The following is a 24,665-nucleotide window of genomic DNA, read 5'->3' on the forward strand; positions in this document are numbered from 1 at the left end:
GCGGACGGTTCCGGGCCGCCGCGCGCGCTACCGCATCACGGTGCCCGCGCTGTCCAGCACGAAGTCGACGCAGAACACGACGAGGCGGCTTTGCGCGCGAATCGCCACCGCCGCGGTATAGCAGTCGCGGCCTTCGGTGAGCGAGAAGTGCGGGCCCATCAGCGCGACGCGGCCCGGCGCCGCGATCGCGCGCTGGAAGTAGGGGCGTCGCGACCAGTTGCTGTGTGTTTCCGGGAACAGCGGCGAGAGCCGGGTGCCGCCCGCCTGGCCGTCCTCGGCGGGCGCGCCGATCGACGGCAGGAACTGTTCGCCGATCTCGTCGGTGACGAACACGCGGCGCGCGGCCGGCACCGCGAATACGCGCTGCGCGGCGTCGTTCAGGTTGCCGCTCGCGGAAAACGCGGCCGCGCCGGCGAGCACGAGCCGCTCGATCGCGTCGAAGCCCGGCTGCTCGGCGCTCCCCGGCGTATGCCGCTGCGCGATGAAACGCTGCCACGCGGCATCGAGCATCGCGGGCGCCGCGGCGCTCGCATGTGCGATCGATCCATCGGGCTGGCCGAACTGGAAGCCCTGGACGAAATCGATATCGGCGTCCATCAGCGCCTGCAGCGCGTCGTCGTTTTCGACACCCTCGGCGAGCACCATCGCGCCGGCCTGGTGGAGCATCGATACCAGGTGATGCATGATGCGGCGATCCTCGCCCGACCCGGTCGCGCGTTCGACGAGCGAGCGGTCGAGCTTCACGATATCCGGCCGTGCGCGCCACACGCGGTCGAAATTCGAGAATCCGGTGCCGAAATCGTCGATCGCGATCAGGAAGTCGCGATGCTGGATCATGTCGATCGTGCGGGCGAGCGCGGCTTCGTCGCGCGACGGCTGCTCGACGACTTCCAGCACGATGCGGTTCGGCGGGAGTGCGAAATGCCGGCACAGCGCCTCGACGAATTCGCGCTGCACGAGGCCCGAATCGAGCACGCGCGGCGTCACGTTCAGGAACAGCCAGCCGTCGCCGATGCCTTGCGCGACGAAGTTGGCCGTATGCAGGCAGCGCGCGAGCCGGTCGAGCAGCAACGCGTCGGCGACCGCGCGCGTCTTGTCGAACAGTGCGACCGGCGACACCAACGTGCCGTTCGCGTCCACGACGCGCAGCAGCGCTTCGTAGCCGACCACGCGTTTGTGCGTGATCGACAGCACGGGTTGGAACACGCTGCGCAGCGTCGTCTCGCGATACGTGGCGATCCAGCCGCTGGGCGTCGGCGTCAGGCGTTCGAGCAGGGATTCGAGCGAGAGCTCGCGGGAGGCCTTCATGTCAGTGGTGCGCTGGCGCGCTCCGGGGGGCCGTGTCGTGCCGCCACGCCGAAGCCGTCGCACGCGCAGGTGGACGCGAAAGAACGTGGCGCATCGTGACCGCCTTCTGCGGATGAGTGTCCCGAGTGTAACGGGAATGGCGCGGCGCGCGTATCAGGGTAACTCCAGACGCAAACGCTACACAGCACGTGGGCGGCGTTTTGCGGCCGCGAGCATGCACCCCGCGAGGGCGCCGGTCGAGCTCGCGGCGACAGCGCAGCGTGGCCCGCATGCATTGCGTGCGAAGAATGCGGCGGGGTTCGGAAAGCGGGGGGCCGGAAGGCGGCGTACCGCGCGCGGTCGTCGGCCTTGGACGAAAGACGCCGTGCTTCCGCGCGTATCGGTGGACGCGCGGTGTTCGAAGAAGACCGAGAACTGACAACGGGCGCGTCACGCGAAACCGACAACCGGCGGGGCGCCGGCCGCCACGCTCACCGCCGTTCAGTTCGCTCAGGCTGCTCAGTCCGCTCACACCGCTCACACCGCTCACACCGCTCACACCGCTCACACCGCTCAGGCAACTCCGGCCGCTCAGGCAGCTTCCTCCCCCCGCGGACGGACCCCGGGAATCCGCTTGATCACGCCAGTCGCAAGCGCGGTGCCGACGAGCACGATCGCGCAGCCTTCGAGCATCACGACCGATACGTGTTCACTGAGGAACAACGCACCCCACAGCAGCCCGAACACCGGGATCACGAACGTCACGGTAATCGCGCGGGCCGGGCCGACATGCGCGATCAGGTAGAAGAAGATGAAGTACGCGATGCCCGTGCACGCGATGCCGAGCGCGAGCACGGCGCCCCATGCATGTGCACTGACCGCCGCCGCGGGCCAGGTCGCGATTGCGAACGGCAGCAGCAGCACGGTCGAGCCGATCATGCTGCCGGTCGCGTTGACGAGCGGATCGACGCCGCTGAGCTTGCGCTTCGTATAGTTGGCCGCGATGCCGTACAGCAGCGTCGCGCCGAGCGCGGCGACGGCGGCCAGCGCGGTCGCGCTGGCGCCGGTGCTGCCGTGCGCGTTCGCGATCTGATCCCACACGAGCGTGAGCACGCCGGCAAAGCCGATCACGAGGCCGAGTGCGCGCGGCAGCGACAGCTTGTCCTTCAGCCATACGTAGGCGACGAGCGCGCCCCACAGCGGCGTGGTCGCGTTGATCACCGAGGTCACGCCGGCCGACAGCGTCAGTTCGGCATAGGCGAACAGGCAGAACGGTGCGCCCGAGTTCAGTAGTCCGACGACGAACAATGGCCACGCATGCCGACGCAGCCGCGCGGCGAGGTCGGCGGGCTTGAAACGCGTCAGCGCGAGCCCCGTCAGGAACAGCGCGCCGATCCCCACGCGCAGCGCCATGAGCGGCGCGACGCCGAATTCGGCGACGCCGATCCGGATGAACAGGAACGACGCGCCCCACAGGGCGGCGAGTACGGTCAGCAGAAAGGCGTTCTTGGGCGACATCGAGGGCGGCGGGCGAGGGGAGGGGATGCGCTGAATCTTACACCGCGCTACCACGCCGTCGTTTCACGATCGGATGAAACGACAAGAAACGGGAAATCCGCTCGCTGCCGCCGCGAACCGGCCGGATGGCCGGCTCGGTGGCTCAGTGATGGCGATGGCCGCCGCGTCCGCCGAAACCGAAGTTCAGCGACAGCGCGGGGCCCCAATAGCCGCCCCATGCCGGCGCATACGCGGGGGCCGGATAGTAGTACGCGGGGCCGGGCTCGACATACACCGGCGCGGTCTGTACCGGCGCCGCTGCGTAATAGCCGGACGGATAGTAGCCGTAAGGGTAGTAACAACCAGCGAGTGTCGCGCACGCGAGCGCCGCGGCGACGAGGGTCCTGTTCATGATGTTTCTCCGGCGGGGCCGGCAATCGGCAGATGCTTAAAGCTTAGGCCGCGCGGCGATGACACGGTGCGCAAAACGGTAACGGATCATTTCCGGGCGTCGGCGGCGTCGGCCGCGCCGGATGCGAAAACGGCGCTTCCGCACTGCGGAAACGCCGTCTGGTCAAAACTGAAACGTGCCGCGCGTCGCACGGCACGCGTGGGGCCGGCTTACTTGCCGACCTGGTTGCCGATGAGGCCGCCGGCTGCCGCGCCGCCGAGCGTCGACAGTGCGTTGCCGCCGATCGCCGCGCCGGCTACGCCGCCGACACCCGCACCGATTGCCGTATCGCGCTGGCGCCGTGACATCGAATCGCAGGCCGACAGGCTGGCCACCGTCGCGACGAGGAGCGCGTATACCCCAAAACGCCGAATCGAGTTCATGATCGTTGTCCTTGTGGTAGTGGGCGGAAGTCGCGCGACCCCCGGGTCGCGCATGACCCCAATCTACGCGCCGTACCCCCATGCTGCTGTAAGGACTTGTTAAGCGTGGTACGGTTTCGTAATCAATTGTTTCCCGCCCCCGAGCAGGCATGCGTGATGCGGGCGCAAAAAAGCCCGCTCGAAAGCGGGCTTCCTGCAGGGCGTCACGAGGCGGTGCGTGCGGATCGCCATGCGCGCTTACTGACGGTGATAGATCTCGGCGCCGGTCTTCACGAACTCGACCGCCTTGACTTCCATCCCCTTCTTCAGCGCCTCGGTTTCCGACACGCCCTGCTGCGCGGCGAACTCGCGCACGTCCTGCGTGATCTTCATCGAGCAGAAGTGCGGGCCGCACATCGAGCAGAAGTGGGCGACCTTAGCCGAATCCTTCGGCAGCGTCTCGTCGTGGAATTCGCGCGCCTTGTCCGGATCGAGGCCGATGTTGAACTGGTCTTCCCAGCGGAACTCGAAACGCGCCTTCGACAGCGCGTTGTCGCGCACCTGCGCGCCGGGGTGACCCTTGGCGAGGTCGGCCGCGTGCGCGGCGAGCTTGTACGTGATGATGCCTTCCTTCACGTCGTCCTTGTTCGGCAGTCCGAGGTGTTCCTTCGGCGTCACGTAGCACAGCATCGCGGTGCCGAACCAGCCGATCATCGCGGCGCCGATGCCCGACGTGATGTGGTCGTAGCCCGGTGCGATATCGGTGGTCAGCGGCCCGAGCGTGTAGAACGGCGCTTCCTTGCACCAGTCGAGCTGGAGATCCATGTTCTCCTTGATCAGCTGCATCGGCACGTGGCCGGGGCCTTCGATCATCACCTGCACGTCGTGCTTCCATGCGATCTGCGTGAGCTCGCCGAGCGTCTTCAGTTCGCCGAGCTGCGCTTCGTCGTTCGCGTCGTAGATCGAGCCGGGGCGCAGGCCGTCGCCGAGCGAGAAGCTCACGTCGTACGCCTTCATGATCTCGCAGATCTCTTCGAAGTGTTCGTACAGGAAGCTTTCCTTGTGATGCGCGAGGCACCACTTCGCCATGATCGAGCCGCCGCGCGACACGATGCCCGTCATCCGGTTCGCGGTGAGCGGCACGTACTGCAGCCGCACGCCCGCATGGATCGTGAAGTAGTCGACGCCTTGCTCGGCCTGCTCGATCAGCGTGTCGCGGAAGATTTCCCAGGTGAGATCCTCGGCCTTGCCGTTGACCTTTTCGAGCGCCTGGTAGATCGGCACCGTGCCGATCGGCACCGGGCTGTTGCGGATGATCCACTCGCGCGTTTCATGGATGTGCTTGCCGGTCGACAGGTCCATCACGGTGTCGCCGCCCCAGCGGATCGCCCACGTCATCTTGTCGACTTCCTCGCCGATCGACGACGTGACGGCCGAGTTGCCGATGTTCGCGTTGATCTTCACGAGGAAGTTGCGGCCGATGATCATCGGCTCGGATTCCGGGTGGTTGATGTTCGCGGGGATGATCGCGCGGCCGCGTGCCACTTCGTCGCGCACGAACTCGGGGGTGATCTCGGCGAGCGCGTTCGCGCCGAAGGCCGCGGCGCCGAACGCCTGGCCCGGGTGCTGGCGGCCCATCATCGCGGCGAGCTTCGCGCCGTTCGGGCCGCTCGACTTCAGGCTCTCGATGTACTCGGCGCGGCGCTGGTTCTCGCGGATCGCGATGTATTCCATTTCCGGCGTGATGATGCCCTGACGCGCGTAGTGCATCTGCGTGACGTTCTTGCCCGGCTGCGCACGGCGCGGGTTGCGGTGCAGGCCCGGAAAACGCAGGTCGGCGGTGGCCGGGTCGGCCGCGCGCTCGAGGCCGTACTGGCTCGACAGGCCGTCGAGCACTTCGGTGTCGCCGCGCGCTTCGATCCAGCCCTGGCGCAGCGCGGGCAGGCCCGCGCGGATGTCGATCTTGGCGTCCGGATCGGTGTACGGGCCCGACGTGTCGTACACGTAGATCGGCGGATTCTTTTCGCCGCCGAAGCCGGTCGGCGTGTCGGCCTGCGTGATTTCACGCATCGGCACGCGGATGTCGGGCTGCGAGCCGGTTACATAAACCTTTCGCGAATTGGGCAGCGGCGCGACGGCAGCGGCATCGACGTGGGCGTCGGCGGACAGAAACTTCGGATTGGCGTTCATGCAATCTCCTGTGTGAGCGCCGGGCACGCGCTGCGGCGCTTGCCCGGAGCCCTTGACGAATGTGGGGCTCGAGCTAAGCAGGAGACGAGGTTTGGTGAGGCGGCGGATTTCGTCAGAAGGAAGGCGGCGAAATCCGTACGCTTCCCTGCGCTGGCATTATCCAGATCAGGTTCAAAGGGTATTTCTCACCCGCAATGCCGGTTTGTTTGACCGAACGCATTGCAGGACCCCCGCGTTAGCAAGGGCACACGATACACCGGCTTCGCGGCGGTTTCAACCGGGGGGCGGAACTTAGGCGAGGGTGCGGCCGCGGCATCGCGGGCCGCGCGCGCGGCCGTCGCCCGGGCCGCCAGCACGGCCGCCGCGGCGAAGCGGTGCGGCATCGCGGCCATTCGATTCCTGCCGGAAACCCCGATCGAAAAAAAATATTCAACCGGCTGTCATTTCCAGGCTCATGCTGCGTCTATTCGGCTCCTTAAACCCATGTACCGGAGAGATGTCATGAAAAATGGACTGCTGGCTGCCTGTGTCGCCGCTTTCGCGATGGTTGCCGTGAGCGCGCATGCGCAGAACGATGCGATGTCGAAGGACGGCACGTCGATGTCGAAGGACGCGATGGGCCACGACGCGATGGCGAAGGACGGCGCGATGAAGAAGGGCACCATGAAGAAGCATGCGATGAAGAAGGATGCGATGGGCCACGACGCAATGGGCAAGACGACGCCGAGCGACAAGATGGCGCCGTCGAACTGACGCCGGCGGGCGCGGCAGGCGGTGCGTGCATTGCATCGCCCGCCGCGCCGTATGAGTGCGTTTGCGTCATTCCCGCATCTCCGGAGGTTTCATCATGCAAACCGTTCCCGCCACCGGGCGTGCGGCCGCCACGCCGCCCGCGCGGCCGATCCATCCGCTGTGGGTACGCGCGAGCCACTGGCTCAACGCACTCGCGGCCGTGCTGATGGCGCTATCCGGCTGGCGCATCTACGACGCGTCGCCGATCTATCCGCCGTTCACGTTTCCTCACGGCATCACGCTCGGCGGCTGGCTGGGCGGCGCGCTGCAATGGCATTTCGCGGCGATGTGGCTGCTCGTCGGCAACGGGCTGTTCTACCTGACGATGTCGCTGGCGACCGGGCGCCTGGTGCGCAAGATGCTGCCGGTCACGCCGGCGTCCGTGTGGCGCGACGTGCGCGCGGCGCTCCGCGGGCGGCTGTCGCATGCCGACCTGAGCGTCTACAACGCGGTGCAGCGCGCGGCATACCTGACCGCGATCGTCGATCTCGTCGTGCTGGTGCTGTCGGGGCTCGCGATCTGGAAATCCGTGCAGTTCCCGCTGCTGCGCGAACTGTTCGGCGGTTACGACAACGCGCGCGTCGTGCATTTCTGGGCGATGTCGCTGCTCGTCGCGTTCTTCGTCGTGCATGTCGCGATGGCGCTGCTGGTGCCGCGCTCGCTGCTCGCGATGCTGCGCGGCCGCTGACCCGCGAGCCGCGGGCGAAGGAAATCATCATGTCGGAATCCGAAAACAGGCGCGGCCAGCCGCGCTGGACCCTCGACCGGAAGTCGCTCGAACTCGATGTGCGCCGCGAGCTCGAGATGCCGTCGCGGCGGCTCTTCAACCGGCGCGTGCTGACGCTCGGCGGCCTGACGATGCTGACCGGCTGCACGCTGCAGGACGACGCGTCGGTCAACACGTTCCTCGAGAAAGTGTCGCGCATGAACGATCGCGTGCAGGCGTGGCTGTTCAGCCCCGACCGGCTCGCGCCGACCTACACCGAAGCCGACATCACGCGGCCGTTCCCGTTCAACGCGTACTACGGGATCGACGACGTGCCGCACGTCGATGAATCGACCTATCGGCTCGTGCTGTCCGGCCGCGTGACGGGCAAGCGCGTGTGGACGCTCGACGAGCTTCGCGCGCTGCCGCACGCGGAGCAGATCACGCGGCATATCTGCGTGGAAGGGTGGAGCGCGATCGGCCGTTGGGGCGGCACGCCGTTTGGCGCATTCCTCGCGCGCGCGGGCGCCGATACGCATGCGAAATACGTCGGCTTCAAATGCGCGGACGATTACTACGAAAGCATCGACATGCCGACCGCGCTGCATCCGCAGACGCTGCTCACTTTCGACTACGACGGCCAGCGCCTGCCGCCGGAATTCGGCTTTCCGATGAAGCTGCGGATGCCGACCAAGCTCGGCTACAAGAATCCGAAGCACATCATGGAAATCTTCGTGACCGATACGTTTCCGGGCGGCTACTGGGTCGACCAGGGGTACAACTGGTTCGGCGGATCGTGAGCCCGGCGATTCACGTCGATCGACGCGCCGCGCAATGCGGCGCGCACGCATGACGGCGGCCGTTGCCGGCTCAGCCGAGTACGACACACAGTCAGAATATTTCGGACGCGTCCCATTGCTGGTGAATCGTACCGAACCGTAACATTTGTCCGATGGCACGTCGCCATATGCACGACATGCCGGTGCCGCGGACTGCCGCGGCACGCGTCGACGGACCCGCGTCGGGACGCAGCAAGAGGCGTCCTGTTTCTATGCACTCCGAACCGAACGCCGGGCGCCAGGCCGGATGCTTCGTACGCGGGTCTCCTGTCAATCCCGTTCGTGATGAAGTGTCGAAGATGAATCCATTCGTATCACGGCGCGCTGTAGCGCCGGCTTTGCTGTGCGCGCTTGTTTTGGTGCTGTCCGCGTGCGGGGGCGACGATTCCGGCGCACCCGCGATCGTCGTGCAGGAGCAGCAGGGCGAGTCCGGAGAGCACGTGAAACCGGCGCCGGAAATCGTCGCGGACGGTGTGGCGGTTTCCGATGAGCCGGGCGCGCCGCCCGATCCCTCGTATCCGCGGCCGCCGGTCGCGCCGGAGCCGGGAGAGCCGCCTGCGACGATCGAACCGCCGTCGCCCCGGCCGCCCGCGATCGTCGAGCCCGCGCCGCCGGAGCCCGCGCCCGAGCCGCCCGCGATCGTCGAGCCCGCGCCGCCGGAGCCCGCGCCCGAGCCACCCGCGATCGTCGAGCCCGCGCCGCCCGACCCGCCTCCGGCGCTCGACACGAGCCTGGCGATCAGGAATCTGGCCACGGGCGAAGCGCTCTGTCTGGGGATGTCGACCGGCAACGGGACCTATGTCGGCTTCCAGTCCTGCAACGGGTCGGATGCGCAGCGCTGGCGCATGGTGCGTGCCGCGAGCCCTTACTTCAACGTGAAGAACGTGCTGGCCGAAGCGCAGGGCAGGGACGTCTGCCTGCGTGCGGCGCCATCGGGCCAGAGCCCGGCCAACCTGGCGCCGTGCGGCGGCGCCGATTACCCGACCACGCGGATGTGGCGTGCCAGCATCGGCGCAAGTGGCGCGTTCACGCTGCAGAACAAGCACTGGGTCGATACCGGCCGCCGCGCGACGCTTCAGGCGATGGACCGTACCCTCGCGATGCTGCCCGAGATCGACGCGCCTGCCGCGCGCTGGACCTACGACGGCGAACTCCCGTCGCCGAGACGCGTCGTGACCGGCGCGCGCAGCGTGCTGCTGGTGTCCGGGCATTTCACGGGACAGCGGGCGAATCCGGCGGAGCCGGTGCGCAAGGCCGTCTTCGGCGACGGCGACGATTTCGCGTCGCTCGCGCACTACCTGAAGCTGGCGTCGCGCGGCAAGCTGACGTTGAGCGGCACGATGCTGACGAACGTCGATCTCGGCGCGTTTCCGGCAGGTTGCCAGTCGGGCGCGATCCTCGCTCAGGCGAGGGCTGCCGCGCAGGCGCGCGGCGTCGATGCGAACGGATTCGATTACCTGTTCGTCGATTATCCGCGCTCGAGCGAATGCAAATTCGCGGGGCTGGCGGCGCGGCCCGGGCAATGGATTCTGTCGAACGGCGCCGGCACCGGCTACTGGATGTGGACGCATGAATTCGGTCATGGGCTCGGCGCGGGGCATCCCGATTCGCTGCGGAACTGTCCGGTGGCGGACGGCGCGGTCGTGCTCGGCAGCCTTTGCGTGACAGGCGGCATCGACGATCCGACCGACACGGTGGGCGGCGGCGGGCGGCGGATGTACCCGGTCGACTATCAGCTGTTCGCCGGCTGGCTCGACGATGAAGACGTGCCGACGCTCGTCAAGCCGGGCACGTATCGCATCGCGCCGCTGTGGAGCGCGCTGCCGGGCAAGCAGGGCTATCGTCTGCCGCGCGCGGACGGCTCCACGCTGCTGCTCGAATTCCGGCGGCCGATGGGCGCGAAGGGCACGTTCGAGGACTGGCCCGACACGTCGCCGTTCGTCAATGGCGTGACGGTGCGCATCGTCCGCTATCCGGGCAACGCCATTCAGAACACGCTCGTCGACGCGACGCCGGGCAGCCAGGACGGTATGAAGGATGCGCCGCTGATGCCGGGCCAGTCGCTCGTCGACACGTTGTCCGGGCGACGCATCACCGTGCTGTCGGCCGACGGAAGCGGCGCGGTGGTCCGGATCGAGCCGGCGTCGTGACGCGGCGCGGCGCTGGCGGCTATCCGGTCGGCGCCGCGTTGCGCGCGCCCGGTCGAGGCGGCCGCGGGCGCAGTGTCGCGCCGAAACGTCAGTCGATATCCTTTCAGACAGGTCCGACGATGCTTTCGAATCCTTGATGCCATAATGCCGAGCATTGCGTGGACGAAGCCGTTCACGCACGTTTTCGTGACCCTCTGCCGCCGCTCGCCGGTTCTTATTCGTCGCCGTTCGCACCGCCATGTCGTTCCGCACGTTCGTCTGCGCCTTCCCGGTCCCGTCAGGGCCGTTTGCCGGTTTCTCCGGCGTCTTTCAGCGCAGCGCGCGACACGTCGTGCAGGCAGGCTGACCGATGACACCGCTCGACCGCCTCCTCGATTTCCTCGCCCGCCTGCCGTTCCGGATCCGTCTGCCGCAAAGCCGCGGCGGCCGTGTCGCGCTGGCGCTGGTATTCATCTATTTCGTCTGGGGTTCGACCTACAGCGGCCTGCATTTCGCGCTGCAGTCGTTCCCGCCACTGCTGCTCTCGGGGCTGCGCAACCTGCTCGGCGGGATCGGCCTGTTCATCTTCGCGCTGCGGCGCAAGCCCGAATGGCCGACGCTGCTGGAAATCCGCAACTCGGCGATCGTCGGCACGATGCTGGTCGCGCTGTCGTCCGGCACGATCGCGCTCGGGATGCGCACGGTCAGCAGCGGCTCGGCCGCGGTGATGGTCGCCACGGTGCCGCTGTTCGCGACCGTGATCGCGGCGGTCGCCGGGCGCCCGGTGACGAAGGGCGAGTGGTCCGCCGTCGCGCTCGGGATGGTCGGCATCGTCGTGCTGAATTCGGGCGGTGCGGCCGCCGCAAACTCCGCGCTCGGCACGATCAGCGTGCTGGCCGGCGCGCTGTTCTGGGCGGGCGGCGCGCATCTGTCGACGCGGCTCAAGCTGCCGTCGGACCTGTTCCTGTCCACGTCGCTGCAGATCGGTCTCGGCGGGCTGATGTCCACGCTGGCCGCGTGGCTGCTCGGCGAGCGCATCGAGCAGGTCGCGGCGGCGCCGGTGTTCGCGTTCCTGTACCTGATGGTGTTCTGCACGATGGCGGCGTACGTCGCGTACGGCTACCTGATTCGCCACACGAGCCCGATCATCGCGAGCAGCTGCATGTACGTGAACCCGATCGTCGCGGTCGCGCTCGGCGCGCTGATGCTCGGCGAGCCCGTGACGATGGCGACCGTGATCGCGACGGTCGCGATTCTCGGCAGCGTCGGGCTGTCGTTCCTGTTCGATCCCGCGCGCCGTCCCGCGGCGCGCGCGGCGGTCGACGTTTCGCCGGCCGTGGCGACCGGCTCGGCGGCGGCGCCTGCACCGGTACCTCCACCGGATCAGGCCGCGGTGCCGGATTCGGCGCCGATCCTCACGCCTTCCGCGATACCGCTTGCGGTGCCGACCCCGGCCGCCGTCGTGGACCCGGCCGCGGTCATGGATCCCGCGCAGGCATTCACGCCGCCACCCGCCGACGAACCGGCCGAGTCGCGCGCCCGCGCGTGATGCCGCTGCGCGCGGCGGCGGTCAGGCGCGCTGCGCGCCGCGATGGTGGAACCAGCCGGCGAGTGCGGTAAACAGCAGGCCGGCCGCGCACATGCCGATCCAGCCGAATGCATGCCACGCGGCGACGCCGACCGACGAGCCGAGCGCGCCGCCGATGAAGTAGCACACCATGTACACGGTGTTCACGCGACTGCGCGCGTCGGGCTTCAGCGCGTAGATGCGCGACTGGTTCGAGATCTGCGCGGCCTGCACGCCGACATCCAGCACGATCACGCCGATCACGAGCCCGACGAGGCTCGTCCCCGACAGCGCAAAAATCACGAACGACGCCGCGAGCAGCGCGATCGCGAGCGAGATGATCGCGCGCGGGCCGCGCTTGTCGGCGAAACGGCCCGCGTAAGGCGCGGCCAGCGCACCGGCCGCGCCGACGATGCCGAACAGCCCGGCGGCCTGCGGGCCGAGATGAAACGGCGCGCCGGCGAGCAGCAGCGTGAGCACCGGCCAGAACGCGCTGAACGCGGCGAACAGCGCGGCGCCCGTGAGCGACGCCTCGCGCAGCCCGCGCAGTTCGACCACCAGATGCCACATCGAGCCGAGCAGCTTGCCGTACGACAGCGTCGACGTCGGCGAACTGCGCGGCAGCCGCAGCACGATCACCGCGGCCAGCGCGGCGAGCGCCGCGACCGATGCACCGAATACCGCCCGCCAGCCGAAATATTCGGCGACGAAGCCGGCCGCCGTGCGCGCCAGCAGGATGCCGAGCAGCAGGCCGCTCATCACGGTGCCGACTGCATGCCCGCGCTCGGCGGGCGGCGCGATCTCGGCCGCGAACGGCACGGCCTGCTGCGCGATCGTCGCGAGCACGCCGATCGCCAGGCTCGCCGCGGCGAGCACCGCCAGCGATGGCGCGGCCGCGGCCACGATCAGCGCGATCGACAGGCCCGCGATCTGCAGCAGGATCAGCCCGCGGCGATCGAAACGGTCGCCGAGCGGTGCGAGCAGGAACATGCCGGCCGCATAGCCAAGCTGGGTCGCGGTCGGCACCGCGCCGATCCACGACGCGCTGTGGGGAAAGGCCGAGCGGAAGCTGTCGAGCAGCGGCTGGTTGTAGTAGATGTTCGCGACCGACACGCCCGCGATCGTCGCGAGCAGCAACAGCAGGCTGCGCGAGTAGTGGGGCGAGGCGGCGTCGGTCGGACGGTCGGTGGAGGCGGCGGACATGGCGGCAACGGAACGGAGTGGGACGGCGTGGCGCGCGGCGCGGCGTCGGCTGCGCAGGCGGCCGGGCGCCGATCGAGCGTGCCGATCATACCGGAGCACCGTGAATCATGCCGGGAGGGCAGTCACGCGGCCAGGCGGCCAAGCGGCCGGCGTGAGCGTGGCTCGACCGGCCGCTATCGGCGCCGCTCGGCCGCAGCGGGCGCCGACGGGCCGCCGCCCGTCATGCGCTCGCGATGCGCATCGTCAGTCGACAAGTTCCCCGCTCGGTTCATAGAACGGATAAGGCCCGTCGCCTTCGTCCACGTACACGTGATGGGACGTCATCCCCGTCTGCGGCGTATGGACGTGCACCGCGAACGCGGGCGGCTCGAGCCGGAACGCCGACGGCGCGTCCGCGCGCAGGTCGAACGCCACCTGGTGCGCGGGCGCCGGCACGGCAGACGCGAGCGTGCCGCCGAAGCGCGTGAACATCGTCCGGTGCACGTGGCCGCACAGCACGCGTTCGACGTTCGGATAGCCGCGCAGCAGCGCATCGAGCTTCGCGGCGGCGGCGGGCGCGAGGCGCAGCGCGTCCATGTGCCCGATTCCGGACACGAACGGCGGATGATGCAGCGCGACGATCACCGGCCGGTCGCGCGCGGCGTCGAGCCGAGCGGCGAGCCACGCGAGGCGCGCGTCGCACAGGTCGCCGTGGCTCGCGCCGGGCACCTGCGAGTCGAGCGCGAGCACGCGCACCGCGCCGACGTCGAGCGCGTATTGCACGAACTCGCCGTCCTGCAATTCGGGGCGATCGGCGAATGCGCGGCGCAGCCCCGCGCGATCGTCGTGATTGCCGACCATCAGGTAATACGGAATCTCGAGCGGCGCGAGCAGGTCGCGCAGATGGCGGTATTCGTCGTCGTGGCCGAAATCGGTCAGGTCGCCGGTGACGAGCACCGCATCGGGGCGCGGCAGCAGCGCATTCAGCTTCGCGATGCAGCGCGCGAGCGCGGCGGCCGTGTCGACGCGCCGGTACGCGAGCTGGCCCGGACGCTTGATGTGGAGATCGCTGATTTGAGCAAGCAGCATCGTCGTTCCTCGGAATGTCGGGTTATCGTGGGGCGCTGTCATGCGGCGAGCGCGATCAGGCCTTCCGCCGCGATCGCGATGCCGACCGCCGTGCCGCGTGCGAGCTCGATGCGGCCCGGCACGTCGATCACGAGCGCGTCGGGCGCGGCATGCTCGATCGTGAGCCGCGTGCGCTCGCCGAGGAACGCGCACGCGCCGATCGCACCGCGCAGCGGCGCATGCGCGGGATCGGCGAGCTGCGCGTCTTCCGGGCGGAAGAACCACTCGTCGGCGGCGTGCGGCGTGACGATCGCGCCACCCGTCGTCACGAGCGCGCCGTCACGCCATTGTCCTGCAAGCCGGTTCAGCGTGCCGATGAACTGCGCGACCGTGCGGTTCGCCGGACGGTAGTAGATGTCGCGCGGCGTGCCGATCTGTTCGATGCGGCCCGCGCCCATCACGACGATCCGGTCGCCGAGCTCCATCGCCTCGGCCTGGTCGTGCGTCACGTACACGGTCGTCACGCCGAGCTCGCGCAACAGCGCATTCATCTCGCGGCGCAGCACGTCGCGCAGCTTCGCGTCGAGCGCGGTCAGCGGTTCGTCGAGCAGCAGCACGCGCGGGCGCACCGCGAGCGCGCGCGCCAGTGCGACACGCTGGCGCTGGCCGCCCGACAGCTGATCGACCGGTTTGTCCGCGTGCGCGTCGAGCCGCATCATCGCGAGCAATTCGTCGACGCGTTCGCGCAGCGCGCGCGGCTCGGTCTTGCGGATCTTCAGTCCATAGCCGACGTTGCCGCGCACCGTCAGGTTCGGAAACAGCGCGTAGTTCTGGAACACCATGCCGACCTGGCGGCGTTCGATCGGAAGCGCGGTCACGTCGTCGCCGCCGAATGCGATCGTGCCGCCGGCGTCCGGCGTGTCGAGGCCGGCGACCAGGCGCAGCGTCGTCGTCTTGCCGCAGCCCGACGGGCCGAGCAGCACGAGCGTCTCGCCCGCGCCGATCGACAGGTCGAGCGGTTCGAGCACGCGCGTGCCGCGGAACGTCTTCGCGCAGCGGGTCAGGGTGATGGGCGTGGAATCGAGTTTCATGGGATCGGTAAAGTCAGCACAGGGTCAGCGCGGGCGGCGCTTGAGCGCGCGCGTGCCGGACGGATCGACGCCGAGCCACTGCATCGCGACGAGGAGCGGCAGCGTCATCAGCAGGAACACGATCGTGTAGGCGCTGCCGACTTCGAGACGCAGCGATGCATAGGTATCGGCGAGTCCGACGGGCAGCGTCTTCGTGTCGGGCGTGTGCAGCATCCACGTCAGGTTGAATTCGCCGATCGACAGCGTGAGCACCGCGAGCGCGCCCGCGACGATGCCGGGGCGCAGGTTCGGCAGCACGATCGTCACGAAGCGCGTGACGAACGACGCGCCGAGGCTCGCCGCGCCTTCCTCGAGCGTGCGCAGATCGGCGCCGGCCGCGACGGCCGCGACCGCGCGCACCATGAACGGCAGCGTGAACACGACGTGGCCGACGACGATGAACCACAGGCTCATCCGGAACGCGGTGAAGCCGCCGTACACGACCAGCAGCGCGAGCGCCGACGCGAGGCCCGGCAGCGCGACCGGCAGCACCAGCGCTTCCTCGATCGCGCGGGCGACGCGGCTCTTGCTGCGCGCGAGCGCATAGCCGGCCGGCACGCCGACGGCGAGCACGATCGCGAGCGTCGCGAACGCGACGCCGAGCGACAGTGCGACCGAGCCCTGATATTGCTGCCACACCTGTTCGAGCCAGCGCAGCGTCAGGCCGCTCGACAGCCCGCGGAAATAGTTGACGGTGAGGCCCGCGAGCACCGACATCACGACGGGCACGATCAGGAATGCGCACAGCAGCAGCGTGACGCTCCATTGCAGCGCGGCGATCGCGCGCGCGCCCGTGACGCGCGGCGCGCGTCGTGCGACGCCGTTCGCATGCGACGGAGCGGGCGCCGGCGACGGCGCGGACGAACCGGAAAGCGATTGCATTAAGGAATCCTCAGGCCGCGGCGGTGGCGGTATGGCCGGTGAACCGGCGCGCGAGCGCGAGCACGGCCCACGTGACGATGCCGAGCACGATCGACAGGCCGGCCGCCGTCGCGATGTTCGCGTTCAGCGTGAACTCGGTGTAGATGGTCATCGGCAGCACGTTCAGGTCGGTGGCGAGCGTAAACGCGGTGCCGAACGCGCCCATCGCGGTCGCGAAGCAGATCGCGCCGGCCGCGATCAGGCCCGGTGCGAGCGCCGGCAGCACGATGTCGACGAAGATGCGCCACGGCGACGCGCCGAGCGAGCGCGCGGCTTCCTCGAGCGATGCATCGAGCTTCGACGCGGCCGCGATCACGGTGACGATCACGCGCGGAATCGAGAAGTACAGGTAGCCGACGAACAGCCCGGCAACCGAATACGCGAACACCCACTTGTCGCCGGTCAGCTTCGCGGACAGCATGCCGACCAGCCCCTGCCGCCCGGCGAGCATGATCACCATGAAGCCGACCACGACGCCCGGGAACGCGAGCGGAAACGTGAGCAGCGCGAGCAGCACGCGCTTGCCCGCGAATTCGCGGCGCGCGAGCAGCAGGCCCGAGATCGTCGACAATGCGAGCGTCGCGAGCGTGACGCCGGCCGACAACGCAACCGTTTCGCCGAGGCTTTTCATGTAGCGCGCATTGCCGAGCAGCGTCGCGTACTGCGTGAAGAACGCGCCGTCGGCGGACACGTGCACGAGCGCCGCCATCGGCAGCAGCCAGAACGCGGCGAACACCGCGAGCGCCGGCGCGACGAGTGCAACGCGCCAGCGCAGCGGGAAAGTCAGATCGAGCATCGCGTGGTTCCGGCCGCTTACTGCATCACCTGCAGGTATTGCAGGCCGAACGCTTGCTGGCCGGCCGCCATCTTGCCGAAGTCGACCGGTTTCGCGCGCGCGTATTCGCTTGCCGGCAGGAATTTCGCGGCGACGTCGGCGCCGAGCGTCTGCGCGCGCACCGGACGCAGATACGCGTTGGCCCACAGTTTCTGGCCTTCGTCGGACAGCACGAAGTCGAGCACCTTCCTGCCGTTCGCGTCGTGCGGCGCGCCCTTCACGAGGCTCATCACGTACGGCACCGCGATCGTGCCTTCCTGCGGAATCACGAACTCTACGTTCGCGTGATCCTTGTACTTCGCGCGATACGCGTCGAAGTCGTAGTCGAGCAGGATCGGAATCTCGCCGGACAGCACGCGCGCATACGCGGTCTGCTTCGGCACGATCGGCGCGTTCGCCTTCAGCTTGCGGAACCAGTCGAGCGCCGGCTTGAAGTTATCGAGGCTGCCGCCGAGCGCCTGATTCACGGCGACCGCACCCGCATAGCCGACGAACGCGCTCGACGGGTCGAGGTAGCCGACCATGCCCTTGTATTCGGGCTTCAGCAGATCGGCCCACGAGCGCGGCACCGGCTTGCCGTCGAGCGCGTCCTTGTTCACGAAGAAGCCGAGCGTGCCCGAGTGGATCGCGAACCAGTAGCCTTGCGGGTCCTTCAGGTTCGCGGGAATGTCGTTCCAGTGCGCGGGCTTGTACGGTGCGATCACGCCCTTGTCCTTCGCCTGGAACGCCGACGACACGCCGAGATAGACGACATCGGCGACCGGGCTCTTCTGTTCGGCGATCAGTTGCGCAATCGCCTGGCCGGAGTTCTTGTTGTCGAACGGCACGCGGATACCGGTTTTCTGCTTGATCGCCGCGATTTGCGCGGCCCAGTCGGCCCATTCGGGCGGGCAGTTGTAGCAGATCGCGGATTCGTCGGCATGGGCAGCGGGCGCGAACGCGACGAGCGCGGCGCAGGCAACGGGCGCGGCGAGCACGCGCAGCAGCGAGGTCAGGCGAAAGGACACGGTAGGTCTCCGGGCGGGGTAAGGGTATGTCGCCGCGCGCTCGCGCGGCACATGCATTCAGGCTTGGTGTAATTGCAGATTGGCGGCCGGCGGCGCGACCGTCGCGCCGTCGCGCACCGTGTGCGGCAGGATCAGCGACGTGCGCTCGATCGTCGCGCCGCCGATACATTCGACGAGGCGTCGCCATGCATGACGGCCGATGTCCTGGTTCGGCGTCGCGACGCTCGCGAGCGGTGGCGCGAGCAGCTCGCCGATCGCGATGCCGTCGAAGCCGAGTACAGACAGGTCGTCGGGAATCGAGAAGCCCGCGCGGCGCAGGCCGCGCATCACGACCATCGCGAGCAGGTCGTTGCTGCAGAACAGGGCAGTGGGGCGCGTGGCTTGCGCGGTGAGGTGCGCGAGCACCGCGTCGGGCAGCTCGGCCGCGTTGAAGTCGACTTCGACCGGCGGCAGCGTCGCGACGCCGGCTTCCTCGAGCGCCTGCGCGTAGCCGAGATGACGCTGGCGTGCGCGGTCCGACGCGGCGAGCGAGCCGGCCAGCATCAGCACGCGGCGATGGCCGCGCGCGGTCAGCAGACGGACGCCGTCGTAAGCGGCGCGGCGGTTGTCGACCGACACCGACGGGCGGCGTTGCGTGTCGTTGTGCATCAGCACGTAGTGCGGGCCGTCGCGGTCGAGCATGTCGAGCAGCGGATGCGTGTCCGCGTCGGCGACGGTCAGGATCAGTCCTTCGACGCGCTGCTCGCGCAGCGTCTCGATCGCGTGGCGCTCGCGGGCTTCGTCGTATTCGGTCGTCATCAGGATCAGCTTGAAGCCGGCCGCGGTCGCGAGTGCGTCGATGCCTTGCAGGCAGTCGGCGAACACCGGATTCGACAGCGTCGGCACGACCACGCCCACGAGGCGCGTGCGCTCGCCGCGCAACTGCCGGCCGAGCGGGCTCGGGCGGAACTGCAGCGTGTCGATGGCGGTGCGGATGGTCGTCAGCGTGGCGGGGCTGACGGTGTGCGGCGCGTTGATCGCGCGCGAGACGGTGGCGATCGAAAAGCCGGCGAGGGCGGCGACATCCTTGATGGTCGGGGTCATGAAATTACGCGATGTAAACGTTTTCGACCGATGGATTATCGAAAATGTTTGTGACTTCGCGATGACTCACCAGACATCTGTTTCGTAAAAAGTACGATACAAACATCAGACGTTTTGCGTCCCGAGAATGGGGCGCAGTGATTGTATCGGGGGATATTGCGGCGCGGCATGAAATCGATGACGCTGTGGCGGCGAAGTCGATGTCCGGATATGAATTCGGCCGCGAATGGCGCAGGCAGGCATGCCGCGTCGCGATGCATAACGCGTGAATCAGGGAACGCATGCGCGAAGCAATGGTAGAATCGCGTCCCGCCCTTTTGCCGGGGTGATGAAATTGGTAAACATAGCGGACTTAAACGATTGAGTGCCCGACCGGAAACGGTCGGTGCAGAACCCTTCAAATTCGGCGAAACCCCTGATGCGCGCATCGAGGCAACGCCGAGCCAAGCCTCGCGGCGAGATTGCAGCGAGGAAGGTGTAGAGACTAGACGGGGGGCGCCTAAGGCGCATGGGCGGCGACCACGCCCGCGCGCGACGGTGAAGGCATAGTCCAGCGCACGAACGGCGTCGTTTCGACGAGGCCGGCTTCGAAAGAAGCAGTGTGACGAAAATCCGCCGCCTTAATTGGCTTGCCGGTTCAAGTCCGGTCCCCGGCACCAACATCGCTTCCGTGTGATTCCACGAAGCTTCAAAGACCCGCGAGAAACAAGCGTCTCTCGCGGGTTTTTTGTTTTCACGGCGTGCCGTCGGGTGCATTTTGCCATCCGGGGCTACCGTGCCGATCCCGCGCAAGCGCAGTTCCTTGACCGACCGACTCTGACACGCAGAGAAACACGCGCGCTTGTTTCAGCGCGGATACACCGGAACCGTTCCCGGTGCGTTGCGCGGCCGCGCGTATCGCAGTCCGCATGTCGGCCGGCATCCGACGCGTGCGTGTGCAACGGTGCTGGACGAGAGTCGGTTGCCGGCTCTGCCGTCCGTTGCACGGCCCGTGCGCCGCCCGAGCCGCGCGCGCAAACGGCCCCGTCCGCTCCGGCAAATCAGCGCGCGCCCGACACGGCACGTAGCAGGTTTGAAACGAAAACGCGTTTTTGCGTCGCGATTCTCATGCGCGCGGCCCGGTATCCCTCAAAGGGGCTGGATTTCCGATGGGTGGCACGCTTCTCGCTGGCGCTCGGAGGCAAGGCCAACGCCGACGCATATGAGCGCTGTGCCTGCATGGCAGCGGCTCGCCCTCTGAAGGGTGAGCGCTCACGCGTCCGCACTGCATTGCGCGGAACGCTGCGGCCCTTGCGATCGTATGAATGGCCGGTGCCCGCATACACGCAACCTCGGCAGTGGTGCTCATGCATTGCTGCCTCGATACGAAGAGGTATGACGCGATGTTACATAATCGACGTGAACGGGCGAAAGCGCCGGGGCTCGAATCCGGCGGCAGGACGGCTGCTTGTCGGCCAGTGGCCGCCGTGGCAGCGGGCACGTCGTGGCTGGCGGTCCTGACGATCGCGGCGGTCGTGCTGAACGGATGCACGCTGGCGCCGGGCATGAGCTTCAGCGACAGTTCGGCAGGGGGCGCCGCGCCCACGGCACGGTTTGGCGACGCGTCGCGGGCGGTCCACGATGCCAGAGGCACTGGCGGGAAGGGCTCGGCTGCATCCGGACGCGATGCGGCCCCCGCGGGCTCGCTGATCGAGATCAATGACGAGCTCATCCGTACCGAACGCGCCGCCGTCGAACCGGGCATTCCGACGAACGTGCGCAAACTGTTTGCCCGGCCCGGCCCCTATACGCTCGGTCCCGGCGATGTGTTGAGCATCGTCGTCTGGGATCATCCGGAGCTCAACATGCCGCCCCCGACGATCGGCGCCGGCGTGGACGCAGCCGGATCGAACTCGGTCGTCGCCGGCTACACGGTCGATTCCGGTGGCAACGTGCAATTTGCCTATGCAGGCCCGATCAAGCTGAGCGGCCTGACCGAGATGAAAGCGCGCGACCTGCTGGCGTCGAAGATCGCGCGCTATATCCGCAACCCGCAGGTGACGCTGCGCATACAGGCATATCGCAGCAAGCGCGTCTATCTCGACGGAGAAGTGCGCAACCCGGGCATCCAGATCCTCAACGACCTGCCGATGACGTTGCCCGAGGCGATCAACCGGGCGGGTGGCTTTACCGCCAACGGCGATCGTGCGGCGGTCGCGGTGACGCGTGGCGACGATACCGCCGTCGTCGACATCGCCGCGATGATCGAAAAGGGCATCAATCCGGACAAGATCCTGCTGCGCGACGGCGACCTCGTGCGCGTGTACTCCGTGAACGACCGAAAGGTGTTCGTGCTGGGCGAGGTTGGGCGCGCGACCTCGCTGCCGCTCAACAACGGACGGCTGTCGCTGAACGAGGCCCTCGGGTCCGCCGGCGGGGTCAGCCAATACTCGGGCGATGCCGGGCAGGTGTATGTCGTGCGCAACAAGCGTCCTGGCAAACCGGAAATTTTCCATCTCGACGCTCGATCGCCGGTTGCAATGGCGCTGGCCAACGACTTCGAACTGAAGCCGAACGATGTCGTGTTCGTCGATGCGTCGCCGCTCGTTCGCTGGAGCCGCGTCATCAACATGCTCCTGCCGAGCGCGCAGACCCTCGCCACCGGTCGAAACGCTGCGTACTGACGGCGGGCGGGACCCTGTAACCCTTCGTTTTCCGATCATTCAGCGCGCCGCCCCGGCGGCGCGCTGAATGATCGCGTCCATCCCATCGATCATGTTGTTGGAACGACGAAGCGTACGCGTCATGCCATTGGTTGTTCATACACCTATATCGACGAATCTCTCAAGACTTGGTCTCGCATCGCCGCTCGTATGCGAGTGTGCTCTAACACACCGTAACGGAGGCAACGTGCGCATAACCTTCTTCATTGAGATGCGTCACCTGATTCGATTCATCGAGTCCGGGCCATTTGCCGATGCGCACGAAGGCGTTTCCCCGTCGACCGATGCGCATGCCGGGCTTTGACGAACACGAAAGGGGTGCCGACGGGATTCGGCGGATGAAAGACACAATCGATGGAGACGTTTCCATGTCGCACGCATACGATTCTGACCAGAAGGTCGCGGTTGTCGTGGTCGGCTGCTCGCTCAACGGGCTGGGCGTTGTCCGCTCGCTCGCCCGCGAGCGGGTTCCGATCGTCGCGGTGGATTGCAAACGAATCGGGCCGGCCTTGTGGTCGCGCCATGTCCGCGGGCATTTGATCCGAAGCTTCGTGGGGCGGAAGTTTGTCGACGACATGGCCCGTCTCGGCGCGATGTTCGAGCGTCCCCCGGTGCTCCTGCTGACGGACGAGGATGCCGTTCATTCCGTTTCCGAGAACCGCGACGAGCTGGCGAAATGGTTCTGCTTCTGTCTACCCGAGGATCGCAACGTCAAGCTCCTGAGCAGCAAGTCGTCGTTTCATGAATTTGCGTGGCAGCACGGTTTCCCGGTCCCGCGCTCCGTCATTCTGCAGACGCAGGCCGACCTCGGGCTGCTCGCCGAGTTGCGCTTTCCGTGCGTGCTGAAGCCCGACGACAAGCGCTACGTACTGACGGGGAAGAAAGAGCGGGCGGTGCGCGTGCGGACTTTGAGCGAGGCGCGTGAACACGCGGTCGTCATGCTCAGTTCACCGGGCGGCATCGTCGCGCAGGAATGGATCGAGGGGCCAGGCAGCAATATCCATTTCACACTCTTCTATCGCGGAGCGGGCGGCGAAGTCGTCAGCGTGTTCACCGGCCGCAAGCTCCTGAGCGATCCCCCCGACATCGGCAATACGGCGATTTGCGTCGCCGCGGATGAAGCGCGCGACGTCCTCGAGCCAATGACGCTGGACTTCGCGGAGCGTGCGGGCATGGTCGGCATGGGCAGCATGGAATACAAATGGGACGACAACTACAAGGAATTCGTGATGATCGAGCCGACCGTCGGAAGGACGGATTGGCAGGAGGAAATCGCGACGCTGTGCGGGGTCAATATTCCCGCGGCCGCGTATCGATACGAACTCGGCTTTCCGCCATTGCCCGATCAAACGAATCATGCAGCGGTCGCGTGGCGCGCGACCTTCCTCGACCGGCCTCCGCCCCGCCTGACGGGTGCCGATACGAGGATGATCGACGGCTACTTCCGATGGAACGATCCGTTGCCGGCGTTGCAGTTTTACTGCGCGATCGGTCCTCTGCGCCGCGTAGTCAGAGGATGGCGGGAAAAAAAGCGTACGCGGATTGCTCGACAAATACTCAGGGAGGCAAAGAATGCCATCGACTGACACGGTAATCATTGGCGCAGGTCCGTACGGCTTGTCGCTCGCGACACATCTGAAGGCCGCCGGCGTGCCGCATCAAATCCTCGGTCAGCCGATGTGCGCGTGGCGAAACTACATGCCGCCCGGCATGCTCATGCGCTCGGAGGCATTTGCTTCGAATCTCTGTGCGCCGCGACGCGGTTATACGCTGAAGGACTATTGCCGGGTGAAGGGCATCCCGTATCAGCCGGTGGGCATGAAGGTGACATTGGAAACCTTCGTGGACTACGGGCTTTGGTTTCAATCTGCCCTGGCCGTCGAGACCCGGCCTGTCGAAGTCGTCGACCTGCGCCGCAGCGACGATGGCTTCAGCCTGAGCCTGAGCGACGGCAGCACGCTGGACGCGCGCAGGGTGGTGATGGCGCTGGGCCTCAAGGGATTTGCCCACACACCGCCGGCGCTGCAGGGATTGCCGGATACCTACGTGTCGCATTCCGAAAAGTACGGCAGCCTGACGTGGGCCGCTGGACGGGACATCGTCATCGTCGGTGGCGGGCAATCGGCGCTCGGGCTGGCTGCACTTCTGAACGAAGTGGGCGCAACCGTTCGCGTGCTGGTGCGAGATCAGTCGGTGGACTGGAATCCGACGCCGGAAACCGAGCGCTCGTTCGTGTCGAAAATGCGGAGTCCGGACGCAGGCCTGGGCCGTGGCTGGCGAACGCATGTGCTCTGCGAATATCCGCGGGTCTTTCACGCGCTGAGCCCGCGATTGCGCAAGCATCTAATCGAACGATTGCATGGCCCGTCCGGCGCGTGGTGGCTGCATGATCGCGTCGTCGACAAAATCCCGATCGCCGTCGGCACGGAAGTGCGAAGCGCGGCAATCGACGACGACAAGGTGGCGCTGCGGGTCGCGAACGGGAACGGAGAGTCGACCGTCACGGCTTCGCATGTCATTGTCGCCACCGGATTCAAGACCGACATGACGCGGCACACGTTCATTTCGAAAGAAATCATGGAGTCGATTTCGCTCTTCAGCGGCGGGCCGGAGCTGACGAGCCACTTCGAGACGACGGTGCGCGGACTTTACGTGATCGGCCCGGCTTCCGCGCAATCCTTTGGTCCGGTGATGCGCTTCGTCTACGGGGCAAAACACGCCGCTCCGCACGTGGCATCGCACATCGGCGACGCGCACCGAAGCGAGACGGCGAAGATCGGATGGCGCGGCGCGCCAGGCCAACTCCTCGAGCCGACGAGCGAGCGAGACGGTTCGTTATAGGAAACCGGCACCAGCGCACCGTGGCTGAACGAAACCATTCGAATCGGTTGCCCGAATGCAACGATACGGAGAGTCG

The 24,665-nt window shown here is 67.3% G+C and carries 20 protein-coding genes and 1 riboswitch; of the genes, 8 read left to right on the plus strand and 12 right to left on the minus strand.

Annotated elements, in window-relative coordinates; translation table 11 throughout:
- Window positions 1–27: 27 nt before the first annotated feature.
- From FFI87_RS05880 to thiC, 5 genes are all read right to left on the minus strand, one after another.
- Window positions 28–1,308 (minus strand): EAL domain-containing protein, encoded by a 1,281-nt coding sequence (locus FFI87_RS05880; protein ID WP_138848008.1) that lies wholly within the window; start codon window positions 1,306–1,308, stop codon window positions 28–30.
- A gap of 570 nt (window positions 1,309–1,878) precedes the next feature.
- A complete protein-coding gene (locus FFI87_RS05895) occupies window positions 1,879–2,805 on the minus strand; it encodes a DMT family transporter (RefSeq protein ID WP_011656437.1) in 927 nt (308 codons plus the stop codon).
- A 142-nt stretch (window positions 2,806–2,947) separates the two neighbouring features.
- Entirely contained in the window at window positions 2,948–3,196 is a 249-nt protein-coding gene (locus FFI87_RS05900; protein WP_011656438.1) for a hypothetical protein, read from the minus strand.
- A gap of 209 nt (window positions 3,197–3,405) precedes the next feature.
- Window positions 3,406–3,618 (minus strand): glycine zipper 2TM domain-containing protein, encoded by a 213-nt coding sequence (locus FFI87_RS05905; protein ID WP_006759245.1) that lies wholly within the window; start codon window positions 3,616–3,618, stop codon window positions 3,406–3,408.
- 237 nt (window positions 3,619–3,855) lie between these two features.
- A complete protein-coding gene (thiC, locus tag FFI87_RS05910; protein ID WP_012363481.1) occupies window positions 3,856–5,787 on the minus strand; it encodes a phosphomethylpyrimidine synthase ThiC in 1,932 nt (643 codons plus the stop codon).
- 124 nt (window positions 5,788–5,911) lie between these two features.
- Window positions 5,912–6,029, minus strand: a riboswitch (TPP riboswitch).
- Window positions 6,030–6,288: 259 nt separating this feature from the next.
- On the opposite strand from thiC, the gene FFI87_RS05915 reads away from it, so the two are divergent.
- The 5 genes from FFI87_RS05915 to FFI87_RS05940 all read left to right on the plus strand — a co-directional run bounded on the left by FFI87_RS05915 (window position 6,289) and on the right by FFI87_RS05940 (window position 11,802).
- Window positions 6,289–6,540 carry a pentapeptide MXKDX repeat protein gene (locus tag FFI87_RS05915; protein ID WP_012363482.1) on the plus strand — a complete coding sequence of 84 codons (252 nt, stop codon included), beginning with the start codon at window positions 6,289–6,291 and terminating at the stop codon, window positions 6,538–6,540.
- A 94-nt stretch (window positions 6,541–6,634) separates the two neighbouring features.
- Window positions 6,635–7,267 carry a cytochrome b/b6 domain-containing protein gene (locus FFI87_RS05920; RefSeq protein ID WP_138848006.1) on the plus strand — a complete coding sequence of 211 codons (633 nt, stop codon included), beginning with the start codon at window positions 6,635–6,637 and terminating at the stop codon, window positions 7,265–7,267.
- Window positions 7,268–7,296: 29 nt separating this feature from the next.
- Window positions 7,297–8,085 carry a molybdopterin-dependent oxidoreductase gene (locus tag FFI87_RS05925; protein WP_012363484.1) on the plus strand — a complete coding sequence of 263 codons (789 nt, stop codon included), beginning with the start codon at window positions 7,297–7,299 and terminating at the stop codon, window positions 8,083–8,085.
- A gap of 338 nt (window positions 8,086–8,423) precedes the next feature.
- Window positions 8,424–10,274 (plus strand): RICIN domain-containing protein, encoded by a 1,851-nt coding sequence (locus FFI87_RS05930; protein WP_261378558.1) that lies wholly within the window; start codon window positions 8,424–8,426, stop codon window positions 10,272–10,274.
- Window positions 10,275–10,623: 349 nt separating this feature from the next.
- Complete coding sequence (locus FFI87_RS05940) at window positions 10,624–11,802, plus strand: EamA family transporter (protein WP_138848004.1); 1,179 nt, start codon at window positions 10,624–10,626, stop codon at window positions 11,800–11,802.
- 21 nt (window positions 11,803–11,823) lie between these two features.
- Here FFI87_RS05940 and FFI87_RS05945 read toward each other — a convergent pair whose 3' ends face one another.
- The 7 genes from FFI87_RS05945 to FFI87_RS05975 all read right to left on the minus strand — a co-directional run bounded on the left by FFI87_RS05945 (window position 11,824) and on the right by FFI87_RS05975 (window position 19,046).
- Window positions 11,824–13,023: an MFS transporter gene (locus FFI87_RS05945; protein WP_138848003.1), complete on the minus strand. Its 1,200-nt coding sequence runs from the start codon at window positions 13,021–13,023 to the stop codon at window positions 11,824–11,826.
- 243 nt (window positions 13,024–13,266) lie between these two features.
- On the minus strand, window positions 13,267–14,091 hold the full coding sequence (locus FFI87_RS05950) for a phosphodiesterase (protein WP_138848002.1): 825 nt from the start codon (window positions 14,089–14,091) through the stop codon (window positions 13,267–13,269).
- A gap of 38 nt (window positions 14,092–14,129) precedes the next feature.
- A complete protein-coding gene (locus FFI87_RS05955) occupies window positions 14,130–15,161 on the minus strand; it encodes an ABC transporter ATP-binding protein (protein ID WP_138848001.1) in 1,032 nt (343 codons plus the stop codon).
- Window positions 15,162–15,185: 24 nt separating this feature from the next.
- On the minus strand, window positions 15,186–16,082 hold the full coding sequence (locus tag FFI87_RS05960; RefSeq protein WP_105787219.1) for an ABC transporter permease: 897 nt from the start codon (window positions 16,080–16,082) through the stop codon (window positions 15,186–15,188).
- A 10-nt stretch (window positions 16,083–16,092) separates the two neighbouring features.
- On the minus strand, window positions 16,093–16,917 hold the full coding sequence (locus FFI87_RS05965) for an ABC transporter permease (RefSeq protein WP_138848000.1): 825 nt from the start codon (window positions 16,915–16,917) through the stop codon (window positions 16,093–16,095).
- 17 nt (window positions 16,918–16,934) lie between these two features.
- Complete coding sequence (locus FFI87_RS05970; protein WP_041489781.1) at window positions 16,935–17,963, minus strand: ABC transporter substrate-binding protein; 1,029 nt, start codon at window positions 17,961–17,963, stop codon at window positions 16,935–16,937.
- Between the two features lie 57 nt (window positions 17,964–18,020).
- Window positions 18,021–19,046: a substrate-binding domain-containing protein gene (locus tag FFI87_RS05975; RefSeq protein ID WP_012363493.1), complete on the minus strand. Its 1,026-nt coding sequence runs from the start codon at window positions 19,044–19,046 to the stop codon at window positions 18,021–18,023.
- A 1,382-nt stretch (window positions 19,047–20,428) separates the two neighbouring features.
- On the opposite strand from FFI87_RS05975, the gene FFI87_RS05990 reads away from it, so the two are divergent.
- The 3 genes from FFI87_RS05990 to FFI87_RS06000 all read left to right on the plus strand — a co-directional run bounded on the left by FFI87_RS05990 (window position 20,429) and on the right by FFI87_RS06000 (window position 24,589).
- The gene (locus FFI87_RS05990; protein WP_138847999.1) at window positions 20,429–21,709 is read left to right on the plus strand and encodes a polysaccharide biosynthesis/export family protein; all 1,281 of its coding nucleotides are present in this window, start codon (window positions 20,429–20,431) and stop codon (window positions 21,707–21,709) included.
- A 407-nt stretch (window positions 21,710–22,116) separates the two neighbouring features.
- Window positions 22,117–23,334 (plus strand): carboxylate--amine ligase, encoded by a 1,218-nt coding sequence (locus tag FFI87_RS05995; RefSeq protein WP_138847998.1) that lies wholly within the window; start codon window positions 22,117–22,119, stop codon window positions 23,332–23,334.
- Window positions 23,321–24,589, plus strand: a complete 1,269-nt coding sequence (locus FFI87_RS06000; protein WP_138847997.1) for an NAD(P)-binding domain-containing protein — start codon at window positions 23,321–23,323, stop codon at window positions 24,587–24,589. The genes FFI87_RS05995 and FFI87_RS06000 overlap by 14 nt, the downstream gene beginning before the upstream one ends.
- Window positions 24,590–24,665: the final 76 nt, after the last annotated feature.

This window comes from Burkholderia sp. KBS0801, assembly GCF_005937855.2.
GTDB classification, from domain to species: domain Bacteria; phylum Pseudomonadota; class Gammaproteobacteria; order Burkholderiales; family Burkholderiaceae; genus Burkholderia; species Burkholderia ambifaria.